Below are 20,743 nucleotides of genomic sequence, written 5' to 3' on the forward strand. Positions count from 1 at the left end.
AAAAATACTAAATTAAATATATTATACTTATCAAGGTACCGATAGGTAATTACTGAAATCATTGAAGGGGGTAAAGGAATTTATTCCGCTTCTTTTTTTTTTGCCTGAATATAGGAAAGGGGACATCTCAGCAAAATTCCAGGGGAGCCACTCCGATGTGAAACAAAAAAACGATGGCCCACATATAAAGACATAAGGGCACTTTCATTAACTTTGGGAAGGAGAAAAGATTCTTATACATTCAAACATAGATTTGAATATTCAGTGAATTGTGTTATATTATAATCAAACGAATATTTGAATGAGAGGTGTGAGAAGATGACGGAACTGAAAGATATATGTGATGTTCACCTGCATGATGAAGTGAAGGTTAACCGCATTCAAGTAGAAATGGGCCAGGTGGATATATCCAGCATGTCGAAGCTGTTTAAAGTTATAGGCGATGAAAATAGGGCGAAGATAGCTTATGCACTCTGCACGGACGAGGAATTGTGTGTGTGCGATCTGGCCAATATCATTGGTGCTTCGATGGCAACAACGTCACATCATCTTCGGACCCTTTATAAACACGCAATCGTAAAATACCGAAAAGAAGGAAAGCTGGCTTTTTATTCTTTAGATGATCACCATATAAAGCAATTGATTCTGATTGCGTTAGAACATCAGCAGGAGGTAAGGGTCGATGGCTGAGTCCCCAATGAAAACATATCGTATCCAGGGTCTATCCTGCACGAATTGTGCGGCTAAATTTGAGAACAATGTCCGTGAACTAGAGGGTGTGAATGATGCCAAAATCAACTTTGGGGCGTCGAAGATTTCGGTACAGGGCAGCGCAACCATTGAAGAGATTGAAAAGGCGGGAGCCTTTGATAATCTGAAGATCCGCGGTGAACAGGAACTGGTAACGCAAAAGGAACCATTTTGGAAGCAAAAAGAAAATATTAAAGTGGTGTTTTCGGTTATCCTATTGCTGGTCAGCTGGATATTGGATAATCGATATGCTGATGGAAGCATCATGCCGGTAATCGGTTATGCAGCTGCGATCATAGTTGGAGGATATTCATTATTTTTCAATGGATTGAAAAACCTTGTAAGGCTTCGCTTTGATATGCACACCCTTATGACGGTTGCCATCATCGGAGCAGCCGTGCTTGGTGAATGGGGCGAGGGCGCTACCGTCGTCATTCTATTTGCGATAAGTGAGGCATTGGAAAAATATTCGATGGATAAAGCACGTAATTCCATCGAATCATTAATGAACATCGCACCTAAAGAAGCCTTGATCCTTAGAGGGCATCACGAAATGATGGTTGGGGTTGATGAGATTGAAGTGGGCGACATCATGATCGTTAAACCGGGTCAAAAGCTTGCAATGGATGGCCGGATCATGAAAGGGGCCTCGACACTTAATCAAGCAGCCATTACTGGGGAATCCGAGCCGGTTTTTAAAACGGTTGAGGGTGAAGTGTTTGCCGGAACCTTAAATGGTGAAGGGCTGCTCGAAGTGGAGGTCACGAAGCGAGTCGAGGATACGACGATTGCAAAAATCATCCATCTTGTTGAAGAAGCACAGGCCGAAAAAGCCCCATCCCAAGCCTTCGTGGATAAATTCGCAAAATTCTATACGCCGGCCATCATGCTCATTGCCTTGGCCATTGCCGTATTACCCCCGATTGTGATGAACGGGGATTGGAGTGAATGGATTTACCGGGGATTGGCTGTACTGGTTGTCGGCTGTCCTTGTGCTTTGGTCATTTCCACTCCCATCGCCATCGTGACAGCTATCGGAAATGCTGCGAAACATGGTGTGCTGATTAAAGGCGGGGTCCATTTGGAGGAAGCAGGAGCCTTAAAGGCGATCGCGTTTGACAAAACGGGTACTTTAACAAAGGGCGTACCTGAAGTGACTGATTTCAAGTTGTTATCTGATGTGTTGAATGAACAGGATGTGCTGGCTATCGCTGCTGCTTTAGAAAGCAGATCACAGCACCCCCTTGCCACGGCCATTCTTCAAAAGGCGGAAAATTACGATGTGGACTATCATTCTTTATTGGTAGAGGATTTTACTGCTATCACCGGTAAAGGCATAAAGGGGAAAATCAATCAAGAAATCTATTACATTGGTAAGCCCCATCTTTTTGAAGAAGAGCCAGGTATAGTGTTCTCTGAGGATGTGCTTAAATTAATCAGCGGCTTTCAAAATACAGGGAAAACGGTGATGGTGCTTGGTGATCAAGTAAAGCTGCTGGCACTGATCGCAGTGTCAGATGAAATAAGGGAAAGCAGTAAGGAAGCGATTCGGAAACTGCATGAATTGGGTATTGAAAAAACGATCATGCTGACTGGCGATAATATCGGAACAGCTAAAGCAATTGGAGCGGCAGCCGGCGTTCATGAGATTGAGGCGGAGCTATTGCCGCAGGATAAATTGAACATGATCAAACGATGGAAACAAAAATATGATCGAGTGGCCATGGTAGGCGATGGTGTCAATGATGCTCCGGCCTTGGCAGCTTCCACGGTAGGAATTGCAATGGGCGGGGCGGGCACGGATACGGCCCTTGAAACTGCCGATATCGCCTTAATGGGTGATGACTTATCGAAGCTGCCTTATACAATCCGCTTAAGCCGCAAAACATTAAAAATCATAAAGCAGAACATCACGTTTTCATTGGTGATTAAAATCCTGGCCTTATTATTGATAGCGCCGGGCTGGTTAACACTTTGGATGGCGATTTTTGCCGACATGGGTGCGACGTTATTAGTGACCTTGAACAGTCTTAGGTTGTTGAGAATAAAAGAATAGAATAATAAAAGCTCCCTGGCGCATCTTAAGGTGCACCAGGGAGCTTTTATTTATGAACTTTCCAATTGTTTCATGTGAAACTTTGAAAAAAGCAGTCGGTCCTCTTATTTTTTTGTTGAAAGTAAAAGGAGGTTCAATGAAGAATATTGCTTTGGCAGCAATCGTTATGCAGGCGATGTCTGGTATGCTACAATGTGGCTGACTTTTAGGCAGCATGATAGGTTTGTTTAAGTATAATATAGGGAGTAAGGTATGTACGGAAAGGATTTGAAATGATGGAAATACAGCAAAGGGCTATCTTGGTTGGAGTTAATCTCAACGGTTCAAGGGATTTTGAGTATTCAATGGAGGAATTGGCCAATTTAACGGAAGCATGTGAGGTAGAGGTTGCAGGGACCATCACACAAAATTTGCATCGGGTGAACTCATCACATTTTATCGGTACCGGGAAAATCGAGGAAGTAAAAAATCTCGTTGAGTATAAAGAAGCTAATGTCGTCATTTTTAATGATCAGCTCTCCCCTTCGCAACTTCGTAATCTGGAGAGGGACATGGATTGCAAGGTGATTGACCGGACAATCTTGATTCTGGACATCTTCGCGCATCGGGCGAAAACGAAGGAAGCACAGCTTCAGGTAGAAGTGGCGAAGCTGCAGTATATGCTCCCGCGTCTTGTAGGTTTGAGGGAGTCATTAGGGCGTCAGAGTGGCGGGGTCGGTACAAACAAGGGTGCAGGTGAAAAGCAGTTAGAGCTTGACCGCAGGAGAATCGAGGAAAATATAAGTGTATTGAATAAGGAACTGGAAGACCTTGTTGCACACCGGCAAACGCAGAGGAAACAGCGGAAAAAGAATGCCATCCCTGTCGTATCCTTGGTCGGCTATACCAATGCAGGTAAATCTTCGATCATGAATGCTTTGATCGAAATATTCCATCCAACAGCAGAGAAGCAGGTGTTTGAGAAGGATATGCTGTTCGCTACGCTTGAAACATCCGTCCGAAACATTCCGCTGCCGGATAATAAGGAATTTTTATTGACTGATACGGTGGGATTTGTGTCTAAATTGCCCCATCATCTCGTAAAAGCATTCCGATCAACTCTAGAAGAAGTGGTGGAAGCGGATCTGTTGATCCATGTTGTCGACTTTTCCAATCCAAATCATGAGCAGCAAATAGAGATAACGGATAAGACTTTAAATGAGATAGGCATTAAAGGGATTCCGACGATTTTTGCCTATAACAAAGCGGACCTTACCGATTTGGAAATCCCTAAGGTGAATCGTGACTCTGTATATATGTCAGCAAAAAACAAAGTCGGCATCGAGGAATTGATCGAACAAATTCGCCAGCGTATTTTTGTCGACTATACTCACTGTGAAATGCTGATTCCATATGATCAAGGGCAGCTGGTTTCCTATTTCAATGAAAATGGTCACATAACGGAAACTGAATATGAGGCAAATGGATATCAAATAAAGCTTGAGTGCAAGAAAACGGATTATGAGAAATATAAACGATACGTTATTCATCCGGAATGAGCCTGCCTGTTGATAAATTGTTAACGGTTTGTTGATAAGTGGAAAAGTTGATTTCTGTATGTGGATAACTTTTGTTAAAATGCTTCTGTTCCGCAAAAACAAAGAGAATATCACCATATAATATGTGAATAAGTTGTGGATAAAAGTGAAAAGACCCAGGAAACCTTGAATTGAGTTTCTGGGCTTTTTTTTATGTGGACAAATTGTTGATAAGTAGGTTTTGGAACAAATCATCCAAATAATATCAGGAAGTATGATGAAACGTAAGTTTGAATGTAGAAAAATGACGATGTTTATCATTTATTGTTAGGAAATATAACATGAATATTACATATTGCATATCTAGCATCTGGAAATACTTTACACTTTGTATAATGTAACTTGCTTTTCAACATTATAAAATAAAGAATACTCAATTCTCTGATTTATCATCAGGTTTTGATTTTTTAAGATTAGTAGGGGGGGCTTTTTGTGTTAGAAGGAAGCAGGGATAGAGGAGTGACCAGTGAGAGAATGATAGAAAATAATAAACAAAACGAGAGAATTTTGGCTGGGAAATCGCCATGACTTGTTAGTTGAATAAATTGACGGAAACCATGTTGGCAATCATTTCAATCGTTTAAATATGAGGACAGTAGAGAGAAATGCATGCAATTCCTCCCTTTTTATTTTTCAAAAATAAATGTTTGGAAGGAGAAATAGTGGATGAGTATGACGAGCCCGTTAAAAGGTGGTCTAGAGATTAACTTTCAGGAAGCGGAGAGGGGTTTATCCCCAAGGGAAGCTTTGGAAGAATCGAATCGATGTTTATACTGCTATGATGCCCCATGTATCCAAGCCTGTCCGACGGGAATAGATATTCCAGGTTTTATTAAGAAGATAGCTTCAGGTAATTTTAAAGGGTCGGCCAAGACGATCATGACTGCCAATCCTGTCGGTGCCAGCTGTGCTCGGGTATGTCCGACTGAAGAGTTATGTGAGGGAGCATGTGTCCTGAACCACTCTACAAAGCCAATCATGATTGGCAATCTCCAGCGTTATTCCACAGATTGGGCCATCCAAAATAAACAAGCCCTATTCAAGGCCGGGAAGAAGAATGGCAAAAAAGTTGCCATTGTAGGAAGCGGTCCCGCGGGTTTGTCTGCAGCAAGGGAGTTAGCCTTGCTTGGCTACAGTGTAACCATTTTCGAAGCTGAAAAGAATCCAGGCGGATTAAATACTTACGGGATTGTATCGTTCCGTTTGCCTCAGAGCATTTCTTATTGGGAAGTTGAACAAGTAAAGAGTTTGGATGTTGATATTAAAACGAATACACGGGTCGGAGTGGATGTTTCCGCAAATCAGCTGACTGCCGACTATGATGCGGTCATTTTAGCTATCGGCATGTCCGATGTCCCTAAGCTTGGAATTGAAGGGGAGGATTTGGCTGAAGTTTATGATGCAATCGATTTCGTAAAAGCAACGAAAACAGGAGCAATCACTGATAAATTCATTGGGAAGAAGATGGCGGTGATTGGAGCTGGAAACACGGCGATCGATGCCGCAACCTGTTCTGTACGCCTGGGCGCCGAACAGGTGAGCATTATTTATCGTCGTACCCAAAAGGAAATGACAGCCTATGATTTTGAATATGAGTTTGCCAAACAAGAAGGTGTCGGGTTTCACTGGCTGACTGCACCCTCCAGGATCCTCTCGGATGAAAGAGGTCAGGTTACGGGCATCGAGTGCGTGAAGATGGTGCTTAGCGAGGCAGGGGAAGATGGGCGGCGCCGTCCAGTCCAAATTCCCGGGTCGGAGTTCGTCATACCGGTCGATGGGGTAATTCGTGCTATAGGCCAATCCAGATATATAGGATTGATTGAACAGTTCGGCATTGAACATGATGATGGTGTCGTTACATTGGATGGTGATTCCTATAAGACATCGCATGAAAAGATCTTTGCGTGCGGTGACGTGATCTTCGGAAAAGGCCAAGGTGAGGCAATGGTTGTTTCAGCTGCCCAGCAAGGGAAAAAGACAGCCTATGAAATTGACTCGATTTTGAATTGCGAAGCGGTGGATATTGCTTAATAACTATGAAAAATAGGAGGCTTATCATGGCTGATTTATCAATTGATCTTGCAGGTATTAAATCTCCCAATCCTTTTTGGCTTGCTTCAGCACCACCTACTAATTCAGGTTATCAAGTCCAGCGCGCATTTGAAGCTGGCTGGGGAGGAGCCGTTTGGAAGACATTGGGTGACCCCATCCTGAATGTCTCATCACGTTTTGCAGCGGTCAGCTTTAATGGACAGAGAGTTGCCGGGTTCAACAATATAGAATTGATTACGGATCGTCCGCTTGAAGTGAATCTTAAAGAAATATATGAAACGAAGAAAAGGTTCCCTGATCATGCAATCATTGCATCGGTGATGGTGGAGCCGCAACAGGAAAAGTGGCATGAAATCATCAAGCGCATAGAAGATGTAGGGGTCGATGGTTACGAGTTGAACTTTGGCTGCCCGCACGGTATGGCAGAGCGTGGGATGGGAGCTGCTTCGGGACAGGTTCCTGAACTTGTGGAAAAGCAAACATACTGGGCCAAGGAAGCTGCATCCAAACCCGTCATCGTCAAGCTTACACCGAATATAACCGACATTACGGTTACGGCTGAAGCGGCGGTGCGCGGCGGTGCGGATGCAATAAGCATGATCAATACGATCAACAGCTTGGCAGGAGTGGATATCCATTCATGGAATACGATTCCCCATGTTGGCGGCAAGGGGGCTCACGGAGGGTATTGTGGTCCCGCTGTGAAGCCGATCGCTTTGAATATGGTGGCAGAGTGTGCAAGGAATAATAAGATCAATGTTCCCATTTCCGGAATAGGCGGCATTTCAAATTGGCAGGATACGGTGGAATTTTTATTGATGGGTTCGACTGGCGTGCAAATTTGTACGGCTGCCATGCATCACGGTTTTAGAATAGTAGAAGACTTGATTGATGGACTTTCCAATTACCTTGATGAAAAAGGGATATCCTCCGTGATGGATATTGTCGGTAAGTCCGTACCGCGCTATTCCGACTGGGGGAATTTAGATCTTAATTATAAGGTCGTTGCGCGCATTAATAATGATGTGTGCATTAACTGCAATAAATGCCATATTGCATGTGAAGATACTTCTCATCAATGTATAGATATGTTCAAGGACACGTCAGGCAGCTCCTTTTTGAGAGTGCGCGAAGAAGATTGCGTAGGCTGTAATCTATGCTCGATCGTCTGTCCGGCCGATGGGGCGATCGATATGATCGAATTGACAAATGAATTACCGCCAATGACGTGGAATGAACGCCAATCGTTCCTTGGGGGCATAAGCAGTGAAAGTGTTGATTTCGTAAAATGATGGAGGGTTCTAATATGAAGAAGATCATTAAAAATGGAACGATTGCAACGGCTGCAGATACGTATCAAGCCGATATATTGATTGAAAATGAGAAGATTGCAATGATTGGCAAGGACCTCCCGGCTGAGGGGGCTGAAATCATTGATGCAAAAGGCGCTTATATTTTTCCGGGGGGCATTGATCCGCATACACATCTCGATATGCCGTTTGGCGGGACAACGACAAAGGATGATTATGAAACGGGGACGATTGCCGCTGCATATGGAGGCACGACAACGATCATCGACTTTTGTTTGACCGAAAAAGGGGTGCCGTTAAAGAAAGCGATAGAAACATGGCATGAAAAGGCCACTGGAAAAGCGGCCATAGATTACGGTTTCCATTTAATGATCAGTGAGATTAACGATGATGTATTGGCTGAGCTGCCGAGCATCATCGATAATGAAGGGATTTCTTCCTTTAAAGTGTTCATGGCTTACAAGAATGTTTTTCAGGCTGATGATGCCACGCTATACCGCACTCTGTTGCAAGCAAAGGAACTTGGGGCACTTGTCATGGTTCATGCTGAAAATGGCGATGTCATCGATTATCTTACGAAGCAGGCGCTGGCTGAAGGTAACACCGATCCAATTTACCATGCATTAACAAGGCCTCCAGAGCTTGAAGGGGAAGCAACTGGACGGGCTGCCAAACTTACGGAAATGGCAAATGGCCAGCTCTATGTCGTTCATGTCACCTGTGAAGATGCGGTTGAAAAGATTACTGAGGCAAGAAATAAAGGGGTGGATATTTGGGGGGAGACTTGTCCGCAATATCTGGTTCTTGACCAATCTTATCTTGAAAAGCCCCATTTCGAGGGATCTAAATATGTATGGTCCCCGCCGTTAAGGGAGAAGAAAAACCAGGAAGTGCTATGGAATGCTTTGAAAACGGGCCAGCTGCAAACGATCGGCTCCGATCAATGCTCTTTTGATTTTAAGGGACAGAAGGAACTTGGACGTGAAGATTTCACGAAAATACCGAACGGCGGGCCAACGATTGAGGATCGCATGAGTATCCTCTTTTCTGAAGGGGTCATGAAAGAGCGTATTACCTTGAATCAATTCGTCGACATGACATCCACGCGTGCCGCCAAGCTATTTGGATTATTCCCGAAGAAAGGTACGATAGCGGTAGGTTCGGATGCTGATATTGTCATTTTTGACCCGAAAGTTGAAAGAGCCATTTCTGCAGAAACCCATCACATGGCTGTAGATTATAATGCTTTTGAAGGCATGGGAATTACAGGTGAACCGGTGTCCGTTTTATCGAGAGGTCAATTCGTCATTAAAGACAAACAATTTGTAGGCGAAGCTGGAAAAGGGCAATTCCTGAAACGGGCAAAATATAATGCGGCGCTGAAGCCGGATACAGGGAAAAAGCTTACAGTCTAACTTTGGTAAGGAATCTTGCAAATTAAATTAGGGGGATTTTCTATGAGTGAGAAGAAAGATTATTTAAAGTCTCCCGATTTGCTGCCTATACCTCATAGTGAGAAAAACATAAGTGCAGCCGGATTTGGTTTCATTTGGGTGGGCATGGCTGTAGTATTGGCTGCCTTCGCAATCGGTGGGAACGGTGTCCAAAGTTTATCCTTAGGCTGGGTCGTTCTTGCAACGGTCATTGCCTGTGTGGTTCTCGGCTTTTTGATGACAATGACAGGGGATATAGGTGTTGAACATGGAATATCATTCCCTGTTTATATGAGGGCGCCGTTCGGTACGATTGGCACCCACATCCCTTCGGTTGTACGCGGTTTTGTAGCGTCATGCTGGTTCGGCTTAAATACTTACTTTGGAGCCACTGCAATGAACGCTATCTTCACAACCCTTTTTGATTTTGATAATTGGTTTATCTGCTTCCTCATTTTTGCCGTTTTACAATTAGTCAACACGGCAATGGGAATAAAGTCGATAGAACGATTCGCCGACTTGGCGGCGCCCGTCATCATTTTAATTTCCGGCTGGATGTATTTCACCCTATCCGATCAGGCTGTAGCCCAAGGAAGAGATGTATGGTCCTGGATTGAAAGTCCGGTCACTGGCGGGGCCGCCGCAACGGCTTTCATGGTCGTCATTATGGCAAATATGGGATTTTGGGGCACGTTGACTGCAGATATGCCAACGCTTTCCCGCTATATTAAGGCACCAAAAAATGAAAAAAATTGGTTCAAGCGCAATAAGGGGCAAATAATTGGGAATATTATCACCTATCCCATCACTCAGACGTTCATGGTGATTATCGGGGCGGTTTCTTATATGGCTGTTTCCAATTATGATCCTGTAGTTGCCATACAGGGATCAGCAAGTGGAATTGCCCTCGGCGTCCTTTTGATCATGATCGTATTTGCTCAATGGTCGACGAATACTACGGCCAATGTCATTCCCGCAGCTACCATTTTCTCCAATGTCATGGGTCCTAAAATGCCATTTTGGGCGGGAGTCGTTGTAGCGGGGGTGATTGGGATAGTAGTTCAGCCATGGAGCCTGTTCGGCATCATAATAGAAGTTTTATTAATAATAGGCGGAATCCTGGCATCCATTGTCGGCATCCTGGTAGCGGATTACTATTTCCTTCGTAAACGGAGAGTGAATGTACAAGAACTCTATGAAAGTGAAGGCCAGTATAAATACTTGAATGGAGTGAATTGGGCAGGAATCATTTCTTGGGTGATTGGAGGAATCGGTGCAACGATTTTTTCAAATTATTCGTTTATTATTGGCTTTCTTCTCGGCGGTGCAAGTTATTTTATATTAGCTAAGTATTGGTGGTTCAAGCGATATGAACAAGCTGAAATCATTGATCCGAGCGATGAGAAATATTTAGGCATTTCCGTCGGCAGGGATTGGATAATTGGGAGAGGTCCAGAACTTGAGGAAGAGATGGCTTTTACGACCGGCAAGGAGAACGTTTGAAAAAGGGGGAATGGAAATGTCCGAATATCAAGACTATCGCTTAGAAAGGGAACAAATCGATTTTTTACTTGAAAGAGGATATCGAATCACCCGGGTTTCCGAAAGTTTAAGTGGAGCCTTTCTCGATTTTGAACTGATTGAAGGAACGAAGCAGGAATGGAAGCAATTGAACATCAAAACCCCGGAAGGAAGGAAATACTTCTCTACATTGCTTTTCAAAAAAAAATTGAATTGAAATCGTCATGTACCGGGCCTATTCCTTACGAATGGGCCCTTTTTGTTCGAGTTTTTTGTAGAATTTTGACGTTAGATTTTCTGACAAGTGTCTGGAGATTTAAGGGTTGTCCGTTTATAATAGATTTTAAAGCAGTTTTATAAAAGGATGTGGCTGGATGAATACATCGATTACAATCGAGGAAATTCTAACACGCAAGCATTTTGATCTGACGGATATAATTGCAGGTAGAAGTGGGATAAAGCGTCAAGTGAAGTGGGTCCACTGCATGGAAGTCACACAAATCAGCCATTTGTTAAATGGAAACGAACTGATACTGACTACCGGTTTAGGGTGGAAAGACTGCGATGACACATTTCTATCCTACTTAAGACAGTTAATTGAATGCGATGCAGCTGGACTCTGTATAGAGATTGGCGCCAACACCATGGCAGTGCCGCAATGTGCCATCGATCTCGCAAATGAACGGCAATTCCCTATCATCCTATTTCATGAAGAAGTCCCTTTCGTAGAAATCACGCAGGATATACATTCCCTTATCATCAATAAACAATATCAGATGATCTCCAACTTAGAAAGCTACTCCCAGCAGTTAAATAAAAATCTCCTCGAAATTGACCATTATGAACCAATTCTAAAATTTCTCCACAGCTATTTAAATGTACAGGTTATTCTTATCTTTAATGAAAATGATATAGCCAGCTTTCCAAAAATAAAGAAAAAAACAACCTATCAAATGGTGGCGGACATATACGAAGAGAAGCGGAACATGGATAAAACCGTTCTTGGACAGCCGATTCGAGTGCTTGGTGAAAATTATGCTGAATTGCTCATATGCAGCAACGGCAGAGAGTTGACTGATTTTGATTCACTGATTTTGGATCGAACGGCTACCGCGTTGGCACAGCATCTATTAAGGGAGTTATATATTGAAGAAAAGAAAATGTCGGAAGAAAGTATATGGCTTACAAATTGGATTGAAGGTGAATATAGTGACGAAGCAATCCGGGAGAGGCTTTCCTATATTGATCCGAAAATGCATTTGGATGGCGGAATTGTTTGCATTTGCAAACAACACCCAAAGTATAATAAAAACTCCGCAAAATTAGATGGAACCTATTTTAAGATAATGTTTAGAACTGTTTTTGAACAGTACGGCTTTCAGATATTTTCCATGGAAATACATCAGCATCTTGTTTTTATTTTAGGTGATAATCGTTCATCTGAAGATTGGAAATCAAGGGTTACAAGCGCGGTGGATCGAATCATGAAAATGGATGTAAGCGGGCGTAATCGTATGGGTCTGCTTTCCATTGGGTTTGGTAAGCATGTTCAAAGGTTAAGTGAGATTTATAAAAGTTATGAAACGGCCCGTGAAACTTTGCTGCTTCAGGATACGTTACCAGAGGATAACAGGAGCATCTTTTATCAGGACTTACATATGCATCGCATGATATCGCTCATAAATAAGCATGGTAATCTGGAGGAAACAGTGTACGAATATTTAGGTCCTGTCATTGAATATGACAAGCAAAACAATGGTGAGTTAATGCCTACCTTAAAGACCTACCTTGCCTGTAACGGTTCTAAACAGGAAACGTCGAAACAACTATTCATTGTCCGGCAAACGCTATATCATAGACTTGAAAAATTGGAGAAACTGCTAGGTTCTGATTTTATGCGTTCAGATAAGCGTCTGGGCCTTGAATTCATGATTTTTGCATTGGACTTCTTACAATACAGCAGCAGGAAGATCAGAGGGAAATATGTAGACAAATATATTGGAAGATAAGTAAGACTAAAGGGTGTCCCAAGGACATCCTTTTTTGAATGCAAGGAAAGGGAGGCAGAAAACAAGGTAAATGCTGACATCAAAATGGCTTATATAGCATCTTGATGTCAGCATCTTATATTAATATTCATCTTTTTTGGAAAGGCAGCGGTCACATTCCAAGAGGTAGGATTCAGCTTGTTCAATGATATGGGTCCCGCATTCCGTACATTGTTTAGGCGGCAGTGTCCTGAAGAATTCCAATGGGTTTTTAGTTTGCATGATGATTCCTCCTTATGATTTGGTTTAATCAGTCTTCGTGTTTGGAAAGGCAGTGGTCACACTCCATCAAGTAAGATTCAGCTTGTTCAGTGATATGGGTTCCGCATTCCGTACATTGTTTAGGCGGCAGTGTCCTGAAGAATTCCAATGGGTTTTTGGTTTGCATGATGATTCCTCCTTTTTGATATGGTTTAATCAGTCTTCACGTTTGGAAAGGCAGTGGTCACATTCCATTAAGTAGGATTCAGCTTGTTCAGTGATATGGGTTCCGCATTCCGTACATTGTTTAGGCGGCAGTGTCCTGAAGAATTCCAGTGGATTTATAGTTTGCATGATGGTTCCTCCTTTTTGATTTGGTTTAATCAGTCTTCGCGTCTGGAAAGGCAGCGGTCACATTCCATTAAGTAGGATTCAGCATGCTCGATAATATGGTCACCGCACTCGGGGCAATGTTTAGCAGGGATATTGTTAAAAAACTCAATGGGTTTTTTCATTTGCATGATGATTTCCTCCTTTTAATGTTAGATATATTTTCCGATCGCTTTATTCTTCACGTTTGGAAAGGCAGCGATCGCATTCCATCAGATAGGAATCTGAGTGGTCCACATGTGTTTCACCACATTCCGGGCAATGTTTAAATGAATCGATTATGAGTAAATCTGATTGATTTGCTTGCATGTCTCGCTCCCCCTCTTTATAGTACAGTTTTTGTTGTTTGCTTGTTGTTATAATACAGTATATACCCGAATTTGGAAAATGTATAGGTATTTTACAGAAAATTTGAAATTTTTTTCGCTGATTGTCTAAAAACCCTATAGGTAAGGGAATTATCATCTGTTTATTTTTGAATTTACCTTCATGGCAAGTAGGAAATGGAAGAAATGACGCTTTTTATAAAACGAAAAAACAAAGAGGGAACGAAACGGACAGACAATTTCCAATGTGTTGTGATAGGCATTAATGTAACAGATGAGAAACAGGAAAATCAGTGATCAATGAATGCCTGTTTCACAGTCGATGTAACATATAAGAGCTTGTTCTAAAATTTCAGCAAAATTCAAGCAGCAGCGATTATGTGTAAGTTCCTGTCTGTGTGGTTTTAATACAACAGTAAAGAGGTAACTTGCTAGTAGAAGTACAAAAATGGGAGGTAGCATATGTCGAAAGCGATGATTATCGTCAATCCATCTTCAGGTAAGGAAAAAGCAGGAAAGATTTTGCCGAAAGCGGAAAAGGCACTTGGTGAAATTTTTGATGAGGTATGCGTTCGTAAAACGGAAGGAGAGGGGGATGCTACGGGTTTTGCTAAGGAGGCCTGTGCAGAAATGTTCGATGCTGTCATTTCCATGGGTGGGGATGGAACGGTGAACGAAATAGTGAATGGTTTGGGCGAGCAGCAGCATCGGCCTACTTTCGGAATCATTCCACTAGGAACCATCAATGATTTTGCTAGATCTTTGGGAATACCATTGAATCCCAATGCTGCCATCGAGATTTTGAAGGATATGAATATTAAGGAATCGGACATAGGGAAGATCAATGACCGTTACTTCATGAATGTGTTGGCAGTTGGGGCAATCGCAGAGGCCACCTATAATGTTACCGTTGAACAAAAAACCCGTCTTGGTTCTTTTGCATATTTCATTGAAGGAGCAAAAGCGATCATTAAAAAGACTCCGTTTCCTTTAACGGTTGAACATGATCAGGGAAAGTGGATGGGCGAGGCTCATTTACTAATTGCAACAATGACTAACTCTGTCGGCGGTTTCGAACAACTTGCACCAGAGGCGGAAGTGAATGATGGAAAGCTGCACACATTCATCATTAAGGATTTATCTCTTCCTCTCATCGTCAAGATCATTCCCAGTTTGATTAGGGGGGAGATCATGGGGAATGACGAAGTTGAATATATTAAAACATCCAAGCTCCATTTAACTACTTCAGATGATCTTGTAGTCAATATCGATGGAGATGAAGGCATTCTTCTTCCTTTCCAGGCAAATGTACTGCACAAACATCTTCGTCTCTTTGTCCCGGGAACTAAATAGCTTGTTATGTGGGTTCATTGTCTTACTGGGAAAAGCTGATCATGGGTTAGCCAATCAGCTTTTTTTTCTATGCGGTTACCCAAGGTTTATTGATGGAGTGGTTTGCGGTGTTCATCGTGCACAACGTAAGCTCCTTCGCTTTTATAAAAGGTATCATTATTCAGGGGGATTCCAGGTTAGAATAGTTAATGCATGAATGACTGGGTATAAATATGTTACGCTTATAGTTATGATTATAGATGAGAGAGGAAGTTTGATGTTTGTATGGAGTTTTTTCTTGTTATATTAGCGCTTCTTATATTGATTGGAGTGTCTAATGTAATTAACCATTTTATACCTTTTATACCTGTACCATTAATACAAATAGCACTGGGTGTCATATTGGCACTTTTACCCCTGGGTATGCATGTTGAGATGGAGACGGAATTATTTTTGCTATTATTCATCGCACCCCTATTATTCAATGATGGCAAAAATGTACCACGAACAGCACTATGGAAGTTGAGAGCACCCATTTTGATGCTTGCACTAGGCCTGGTATTCATAACGGTTTGGGCAGGCGGGTATTTAATTAATTGGATGATCCCTTCGATACCATTGCCGGCAGCGTTCGCTTTAGCGGCCATTTTGTCACCTACGGATGTAGTGGCAGTAAGCGCTTTGGCGAGTCGGGTCAAGTTACCGAAGAGCATCATGCACCTTCTCGAAGGCGAAGGGCTAATGAATGATGCCTCAGGTTTAGTTGCCTTTAAGTTTGCCGTTGCAGCTACAGTCACTGGTGTTTTCTCCCTAGTCGACGCAACCTTCAGTTTCATATGGATTGCAATTGGTGGGTTTGTAGGTGGAGCGATACTAGCTTTCATCATTATCAGGCTTCGTGTATTTCTTCGCCGTTTAGGGATGGAAGACGTCACGATGCATATGCTGATCCAAATCCTAACTCCTTTTATTATTTTCCTCGCTGTGGAACATTTCCACCTTTCTGGGATTTTAGCAGTCGTGGCTGGGGGAATTGTCCATGCCATTGAACGAGATCGGGAAATATCACCAACTGTAGAACTTCAAGTCGTTTCAAAGAGTACATGGTCCGTCATTTTATATGTATTGAATGGCCTTGTATTCGTTTTGCTTGGCTTGCAAATCCCAAGCGTTGCGAAAACTATCTTTCAAGATCCAGCCTTCAATAATGGACAAGTGATCCTTTATATCGTGATCATTACACTTTTCCTCTTCGCTTTACGATTCATTTGGCTTACGGCTGCCTGGTCGATTGGCTGGATGACGAAAAAAGCGGGAGCCCAAAAACCAGACTTCAAAGCTGCTGGAATCATTACCATTTCCGGTGTTCGCGGAGCTGTAACCTTAGCAGGTTCGTTCTCGATTCCATATGTGTTGGCAGATGGAAGTCCTTTTCCAGAGCGTTCGTTAATCATTTTCATTGCAGCAGGTGTCATATTGCTGACACTGATTGTTGCGAGTGTATTTCTTCCAATCGTGGCAAGGTCAGAAGAAGAGGAAGTGGTGGACAAGCAGTCTGACAAAACGAAAGCTGCTGCCATTCACTCACATCAAGCCGCTATTCGGGTGATTGAGTCCCAAATGACAGATGAAAACCGGGAAGCGGCTTTATCGATCATTTCCAGGTACTGTACCAAGATCAATGAACTGTCCTATGTAGAACAGGAGAAAGAACCGGCGGCATTAAGGGAAGAAGAGAAGGATCTTCGCTTCAAGGCCCTTGAAGCAGAGCAAAGATTCTTGGATAAACTTATTAAGGATGAAAAAGTGGACCGGGAAACGGCGTATATATGCAAGGAATACATCCAGCGTATGGAAGGTGCGGTAACAAATCGACTGAAGTTCCGCTTTTTCAGGTCAGTAACGCTGTTCAGAAGAAGTATGCTGAGGGTTTTAAAATTATTTTTCCCTAATAAAAGTGAAATAAGAAAAATCAATCTTGAGAGATTGGAAAAGGTCAGGGATCTTAAAATCAGGATGTATAAAGCTGCCATCCAAGAGATACAAGCCGGAATTACATCCGATAATCATAAGACATCCTCGATGATCATAGACGAGTATAAAGTGTTGATTTTAAAATGCAAACGTGAAAATAGAGGCCGTACCCCGAGTAAAATGGTCGAATATGAAAGAGAGCTGTTCTATAAAGCGATCCAGGCAGAACGGGACGAAGTGCAGGATATGTTTGAAAAACGACAAATCTCCCGTGATGTTGCCAACATACTCCGCCAGCAAATCAATTTACGGGAAGCACTGACAATCAATGAAAATACACACTGATTAACAAAAGGAGCACTGCCAATAAATTCGGCAGTGCTCCTTCCGGTTTGTGAAGGAAATATCGGAAGGGGCATCGAATCATTAATGTATCCAATAATTGATGAAAGAGGCTGTACTTAATGGAAATGGAAATCGAGACCATCACCTTAACGCCTTATTTACCGGAACATCTTCACCAGCTTTCCCAGTTTTATTTACCGGGTACACAAACCCCTTTTTCGGCTTTGCCGGAAGAGTCACTGAAATATTGCCGGGTAGATTGCGACAGGCACCCTATTGTAATATTGGCCGATGGTACCCCTGTTGGCTTTTTCGTTTTACACATTGGCGAAAATATCGCCCCTTTCACCAGCGATAAAAAAGCGATATTACTCCGTGGATTACTTGTTGATCAAAAACATCAGGGCAAAGGGATTGCGAAGAAGGCCTTGCAAATCCTTCCGGAATTCGCAAAAGGGATTTTTCCAAACAAGGATTCGATCATTCTGGCAGTGGACGCCATGAACGTGATTGCAAAAACGCTTTATGCAAAAGTGGGGTATCAGGATACAGGGATTCAAAAAGAAGGCAGATGCGGGTTGATGGAAATAATGGAGTATAGATTAGATTACGATGAACAAGGATATGGAGTAAGGGATTAGACTTTTCCAAAAGGAGAGGTCTTTTTTTGTCCAATTTGTTACAGGTTTCATTATTAAACCAGTGATTTAGAAGGGCTGCTTTTAATAATCCCGCTGCCTTATGGTACACTTTACTTAATGCAAAATTCGTTAATCGAGGTGTAGTCCTAATGAAAACAGTCGTAGTCGTAGGTGGGGGCATTACCGGTTTATCAACCATGTATTATTTACAAAAAACAGTTAAAGCGAGGAGTCTCCCGGTACGATTGATATTAATAGAAGGAAATGAAGAGCTTGGCGGTAAAATAAGGACTGTGCACGAAGGACCTTTTAAAATTGAAGCGGGTGCTGATTCGATTGTCGCCAGGAAACAAAATATACAACCATTTCTTAAAGAATTGAACCTGGAGGATCAAGTTGTCTATAATGCGACGGGAAAGTCATTCATCCATACAGACGGGGTGCTGAAGGGAATCCCCGATGATGCCCTTTTTGGAATACCAATGAGCCTGGAGTCGCTGGCAAAAAGTGATCTGGTTTCTGCCCAAGGCAAGGTTGACGCTTTAAAGGATTTCTATACAAAAAATGAGACCTTTACGAAAAATGACTCCATCGGCTTATTTCTTGAAAGCTTCTTAGGCAAGGAATTGGTGCAAAAGCAGATATCGCCTGTCCTTTCTGGTGTATACTCAGGAAAATTAAATGAATTGACCATTGCCAAAACACTGCCAGAGATGCTGGATTATAAAAATCAATATGGCAGTATAATACGAGGTCTTTCGGAAAATAAGCAGAAATACCAAAGCAAGGGAAATAAGAAGTTCCTTTCGTTTAAAAATGGCTTATCAACATTGGTTGAACGAATTGAAGAAAGCCTCGATTTGGTCGAGATTTTAAAAGGGGTCCGTGTAAATGAAATTGGAAGAAATGATGAGGGGTATATCATTTCATTGGCAAACGGTGAAACGTTCGAAACGGACTTTATCGTGTTGAGTACACCGCATACCGTTGCCCAGAAATTATTGGGAGATCGGGAGCTGGATGAGGACTTCGACGGCTTGATCAATAGTTCGATGATTAGCGTTTATCTTGGATTCGATATCCCGGACAGCATGCTTCCTAATGACGGGACAGGTTTCATTGCAGGTGATAATAGTGATTTGATCTGCAATGCATGTACTTGGACAAGCCGGAAATGGGAGCATACTTCTGAAAATAGTCAGCTTTTGGTAAGGCTTTTTTATAAAAGCTCAAGTCCGGACTATGAACGATTACGGTCCCTTACAAATCAGGAATTGATCTCCGTGGCTTTATGCGACATTAAAAACAGTCTAAGTATTTCTGGCAATCCAATTACGAGTGAAGTGACGAAATGGCATGAAAATATGCCGAACTACCATATTAAACATCCTCAAATCGTTCAATCCCTGGAGGAGAAAATCTCCGAGAATTATCCGAATGTTTTGCTTGCGGGCTGTTCATACAATGGTGTCGGAATCCCGGATTGTATTGCTGATGGGGAAAAGAAAGCACAAGAAATATGTCTGAAGTTGTAAAAGGGGGACTGCCAGATGGCGGTCTCAGACTGTAGATAAACTCGAGGGAAATTGAGTGTTTGTAAAATTGGAACGTTGATTTCCACTCGAGGCACTCGCTTGCCGGGGTCTCCCCTGGACGCGCTTTTCCCGCAGGAGTCTCGTACCTTACGCTCCAATCAACTTTATTTTCCCTTTTAATTAGAACCCTTTTGCCTAGTTTTAAAATTAAGGTGATAAAAATACTTTCTAAAACATTTCCGCTAAATCCTTGAAATGATTACTTTAGATCAATTGATCAATAGAACGATTTTGTAATCGTCACGATCGTAACACCAGGTATGATAATAATATCCTAGAGTCTCTTTGAAAACGTGATTAGAAGAGGCCACAAACATATTTGAGGATCTTTTTTTAGTACAATGTACGGAAAGAAGATCATCAAAAAAGTGGAAGAATCGCGAGAGGTTACCTATTCTTTATACCTGATTCACTTCATTTCCAATAGTAAATCAGAAAGGACTGCCAGGTGGCAGTCCATTTTTTATGCATGCTGGAAATTCCGTTTGAAGTTTCCGGCATTTCCTGTATAATGATATTCGTAAAATTAAACTGAAAGTTTACTTATATAAAACTTTATCTACTGTGTGTTTACTATAAGTAAACTGTTGAGGGTAAATATGATGCAAATTGGAAAAAAAATAAAGAACCTTCGCTTGAAAAAAGGATTGACCCAGGAAGAATTGGGGGAAAGAACGGATTTAAGCAAAGGATATATTTCACAGTTGGAAAGGGATCTTAGTTCCCCATCAATTGAAACTCTTTTCAATATTTTAGAAGTGCTTGGCTGCACGCCGAAGCAGTTCTTCGATGAAGAGGATCAAGTCCAAAAGGTAGTGTATGAAGAAGAGGCACAAACGTTTTTCATCGATGAAGAACGCGGGTATCAAATCCAGTGGCTCGTGCCTGAATCGAATGAGAAGGAAATGGAACCTATTCGACTGACTCTCCAGGAAAAGGGGGAGTTCAAACAATTTGAACCATCCTTGTCGGAAACATTCGGCTATGTATTAAACGGAAGAGTCATTGTAAAGCTTGGTAAACATACGTATTTCGTCAAGGCAGGGGAGTCGATTTATTTTCATGCTTCAGATGAACATCAAATCATCAATGATTTTGAAGGTCCTTCCGAGTTATTACTCGTGGTGACGGAATCATACTTATAGAATTCAAATCAGATGCAATCGCTGAAAATTGATGAGTAAGGTAATGG

20 protein-coding genes are annotated in these 20,743 nt (G+C 42.2%); 15 read left to right on the top strand and 5 right to left on the bottom strand.

All coding sequences use genetic code 11. From position 1 onward, the window contains the following. The first annotated feature begins 318 nt into the window (after window positions 1-318). The 10 genes from ACYP5M_RS24660 to ACYP5M_RS24705 all read left to right on the top strand — a co-directional run bounded on the left by ACYP5M_RS24660 (window position 319) and on the right by ACYP5M_RS24705 (window position 12,708). Window positions 319-690, top strand: coding sequence for an ArsR/SmtB family transcription factor (locus ACYP5M_RS24660; protein WP_101225672.1), 372 nt, complete (start codon window positions 319-321; stop codon window positions 688-690). Then, window positions 683-2,806 (top strand): heavy metal translocating P-type ATPase, encoded by a 2,124-nt coding sequence (locus ACYP5M_RS24665; protein ID WP_459735638.1) that lies wholly within the window; start codon window positions 683-685, stop codon window positions 2,804-2,806. Before ACYP5M_RS24660 ends, ACYP5M_RS24665 begins: the two co-directional genes overlap by 8 nt. 52 nt (window positions 2,807-2,858) lie before the next feature. Beyond that, window positions 2,859-3,008 carry a hypothetical protein gene (locus ACYP5M_RS24670; protein ID WP_157831163.1) on the top strand — a complete coding sequence of 50 codons (150 nt, stop codon included), beginning with the start codon at window positions 2,859-2,861 and terminating at the stop codon, window positions 3,006-3,008. A gap of 70 nt (window positions 3,009-3,078) precedes the next feature. Next, window positions 3,079-4,344 carry a GTPase HflX gene (gene hflX / locus ACYP5M_RS24675; RefSeq protein WP_459735639.1) on the top strand — a complete coding sequence of 422 codons (1,266 nt, stop codon included), beginning with the start codon at window positions 3,079-3,081 and terminating at the stop codon, window positions 4,342-4,344. 711 nt (window positions 4,345-5,055) lie between these two features. Further along, on the top strand, window positions 5,056-6,414 hold the full coding sequence (locus ACYP5M_RS24680) for an NAD(P)-dependent oxidoreductase (RefSeq protein WP_459735662.1): 1,359 nt from the start codon (window positions 5,056-5,058) through the stop codon (window positions 6,412-6,414). A 26-nt stretch (window positions 6,415-6,440) separates the two neighbouring features. After that, complete coding sequence (gene preA, locus ACYP5M_RS24685; protein ID WP_427575392.1) at window positions 6,441-7,727, top strand: NAD-dependent dihydropyrimidine dehydrogenase subunit PreA; 1,287 nt, start codon at window positions 6,441-6,443, stop codon at window positions 7,725-7,727. A gap of 14 nt (window positions 7,728-7,741) precedes the next feature. After that, window positions 7,742-9,160 (top strand): dihydropyrimidinase, encoded by a 1,419-nt coding sequence (hydA, locus tag ACYP5M_RS24690; protein WP_101225677.1) that lies wholly within the window; start codon window positions 7,742-7,744, stop codon window positions 9,158-9,160. A gap of 42 nt (window positions 9,161-9,202) precedes the next feature. Continuing rightward, window positions 9,203-10,681, top strand: a complete 1,479-nt coding sequence (locus ACYP5M_RS24695) for an NCS1 family transporter (protein WP_459735640.1) — start codon at window positions 9,203-9,205, stop codon at window positions 10,679-10,681. A gap of 16 nt (window positions 10,682-10,697) precedes the next feature. Then, window positions 10,698-10,916 carry a hypothetical protein gene (locus tag ACYP5M_RS24700; protein WP_101225679.1) on the top strand — a complete coding sequence of 73 codons (219 nt, stop codon included), beginning with the start codon at window positions 10,698-10,700 and terminating at the stop codon, window positions 10,914-10,916. A gap of 157 nt (window positions 10,917-11,073) precedes the next feature. Continuing rightward, window positions 11,074-12,708, top strand: coding sequence for a PucR family transcriptional regulator (locus tag ACYP5M_RS24705; protein ID WP_260359292.1), 1,635 nt, complete (start codon window positions 11,074-11,076; stop codon window positions 12,706-12,708). 120 nt (window positions 12,709-12,828) lie between these two features. On the opposite strand, the gene yhfH (ACYP5M_RS24710) is transcribed toward ACYP5M_RS24705, so the two are convergent. Genes yhfH (ACYP5M_RS24710) through yhfH (ACYP5M_RS24730) form a run of 5 tightly spaced genes read right to left on the bottom strand, consistent with a single transcriptional unit; the run spans window position 12,829 to window position 13,647 of the window. Continuing rightward, the gene (yhfH, locus tag ACYP5M_RS24710; protein WP_072274044.1) at window positions 12,829-12,969 is read right to left on the bottom strand and encodes a protein YhfH; all 141 of its coding nucleotides are present in this window, start codon (window positions 12,967-12,969) and stop codon (window positions 12,829-12,831) included. 28 nt (window positions 12,970-12,997) lie between these two features. Further along, window positions 12,998-13,135 (bottom strand): protein YhfH, encoded by a 138-nt coding sequence (gene yhfH, locus ACYP5M_RS24715; protein WP_101225681.1) that lies wholly within the window; start codon window positions 13,133-13,135, stop codon window positions 12,998-13,000. A gap of 29 nt (window positions 13,136-13,164) precedes the next feature. Continuing rightward, window positions 13,165-13,302: a protein YhfH gene (gene yhfH / locus ACYP5M_RS24720; protein ID WP_082196596.1), complete on the bottom strand. Its 138-nt coding sequence runs from the start codon at window positions 13,300-13,302 to the stop codon at window positions 13,165-13,167. 29 nt (window positions 13,303-13,331) lie between these two features. Beyond that, the gene (gene yhfH / locus ACYP5M_RS24725; RefSeq protein WP_127777520.1) at window positions 13,332-13,469 is read right to left on the bottom strand and encodes a protein YhfH; all 138 of its coding nucleotides are present in this window, start codon (window positions 13,467-13,469) and stop codon (window positions 13,332-13,334) included. A gap of 43 nt (window positions 13,470-13,512) precedes the next feature. Continuing rightward, window positions 13,513-13,647, bottom strand: a complete 135-nt coding sequence (yhfH, locus tag ACYP5M_RS24730; RefSeq protein WP_137017534.1) for a protein YhfH — start codon at window positions 13,645-13,647, stop codon at window positions 13,513-13,515. A gap of 479 nt (window positions 13,648-14,126) precedes the next feature. Between yhfH (ACYP5M_RS24730) and ACYP5M_RS24735 the strand changes: the two genes are divergently transcribed. The 5 genes from ACYP5M_RS24735 (at window position 14,127) to ACYP5M_RS24755 (ending at window position 20,696) form a co-directional block, all read left to right on the top strand. Continuing rightward, the gene (locus tag ACYP5M_RS24735) at window positions 14,127-15,017 is read left to right on the top strand and encodes a diacylglycerol/lipid kinase family protein (protein ID WP_459735641.1); all 891 of its coding nucleotides are present in this window, start codon (window positions 14,127-14,129) and stop codon (window positions 15,015-15,017) included. Window positions 15,018-15,281: 264 nt separating this feature from the next. Then, entirely contained in the window at window positions 15,282-17,315 is a 2,034-nt protein-coding gene (locus ACYP5M_RS24740) for a Na+/H+ antiporter (protein WP_260359294.1), read from the top strand. A 119-nt stretch (window positions 17,316-17,434) separates the two neighbouring features. Then, a complete protein-coding gene (locus tag ACYP5M_RS24745; RefSeq protein WP_260359295.1) occupies window positions 17,435-17,956 on the top strand; it encodes a GNAT family N-acetyltransferase in 522 nt (173 codons plus the stop codon). Between the two features lie 149 nt (window positions 17,957-18,105). Next, entirely contained in the window at window positions 18,106-19,491 is a 1,386-nt protein-coding gene (locus ACYP5M_RS24750; protein WP_459735642.1) for a protoporphyrinogen oxidase, read from the top strand. Window positions 19,492-20,153: 662 nt separating this feature from the next. Continuing rightward, window positions 20,154-20,696, top strand: a complete 543-nt coding sequence (locus ACYP5M_RS24755; protein ID WP_260359297.1) for a helix-turn-helix domain-containing protein — start codon at window positions 20,154-20,156, stop codon at window positions 20,694-20,696. Window positions 20,697-20,743 lie beyond the last annotated feature (47 nt).

The organism is Peribacillus sp. N1, assembly GCF_054600815.1.

Bases quoted from the DNA above. Each gene is read 5' to 3' on its own strand.
- ACYP5M_RS24660 (WP_101225672.1), top strand. From the start codon at position 319: ATGACGGAACTGAAAGATATATGTGATGTTCACCTGCATGATGAAGTG.
- ACYP5M_RS24665 (WP_459735638.1), top strand. From the start codon at position 683: ATGGCTGAGTCCCCAATGAAAACATATCGTATCCAGGGTCTATCCTGC.
- ACYP5M_RS24670 (WP_157831163.1), top strand. From the start codon at position 2,859: ATGAACTTTCCAATTGTTTCATGTGAAACTTTGAAAAAAGCAGTCGGT.
- hflX (WP_459735639.1), top strand. From the start codon at position 3,079: ATGATGGAAATACAGCAAAGGGCTATCTTGGTTGGAGTTAATCTCAAC.
- ACYP5M_RS24680 (WP_459735662.1), top strand. From the start codon at position 5,056: ATGACGAGCCCGTTAAAAGGTGGTCTAGAGATTAACTTTCAGGAAGCG.
- preA (WP_427575392.1), top strand. From the start codon at position 6,441: ATGGCTGATTTATCAATTGATCTTGCAGGTATTAAATCTCCCAATCCT.
- hydA (WP_101225677.1), top strand. From the start codon at position 7,742: ATGAAGAAGATCATTAAAAATGGAACGATTGCAACGGCTGCAGATACG.
- ACYP5M_RS24695 (WP_459735640.1), top strand. From the start codon at position 9,203: ATGAGTGAGAAGAAAGATTATTTAAAGTCTCCCGATTTGCTGCCTATA.
- ACYP5M_RS24700 (WP_101225679.1), top strand. From the start codon at position 10,698: ATGTCCGAATATCAAGACTATCGCTTAGAAAGGGAACAAATCGATTTT.
- ACYP5M_RS24705 (WP_260359292.1), top strand. From the start codon at position 11,074: ATGAATACATCGATTACAATCGAGGAAATTCTAACACGCAAGCATTTT.
- yhfH (WP_072274044.1), bottom strand. From the start codon at position 12,969: ATGCAAACTAAAAACCCATTGGAATTCTTCAGGACACTGCCGCCTAAA.
- yhfH (WP_101225681.1), bottom strand. From the start codon at position 13,135: ATGCAAACCAAAAACCCATTGGAATTCTTCAGGACACTGCCGCCTAAA.
- yhfH (WP_082196596.1), bottom strand. From the start codon at position 13,302: ATGCAAACTATAAATCCACTGGAATTCTTCAGGACACTGCCGCCTAAA.
- yhfH (WP_127777520.1), bottom strand. From the start codon at position 13,469: ATGCAAATGAAAAAACCCATTGAGTTTTTTAACAATATCCCTGCTAAA.
- yhfH (WP_137017534.1), bottom strand. From the start codon at position 13,647: ATGCAAGCAAATCAATCAGATTTACTCATAATCGATTCATTTAAACAT.
- ACYP5M_RS24735 (WP_459735641.1), top strand. From the start codon at position 14,127: ATGTCGAAAGCGATGATTATCGTCAATCCATCTTCAGGTAAGGAAAAA.
- ACYP5M_RS24740 (WP_260359294.1), top strand. From the start codon at position 15,282: ATGGAGTTTTTTCTTGTTATATTAGCGCTTCTTATATTGATTGGAGTG.
- ACYP5M_RS24745 (WP_260359295.1), top strand. From the start codon at position 17,435: ATGGAAATGGAAATCGAGACCATCACCTTAACGCCTTATTTACCGGAA.
- ACYP5M_RS24750 (WP_459735642.1), top strand. From the start codon at position 18,106: ATGAAAACAGTCGTAGTCGTAGGTGGGGGCATTACCGGTTTATCAACC.
- ACYP5M_RS24755 (WP_260359297.1), top strand. From the start codon at position 20,154: ATGCAAATTGGAAAAAAAATAAAGAACCTTCGCTTGAAAAAAGGATTG.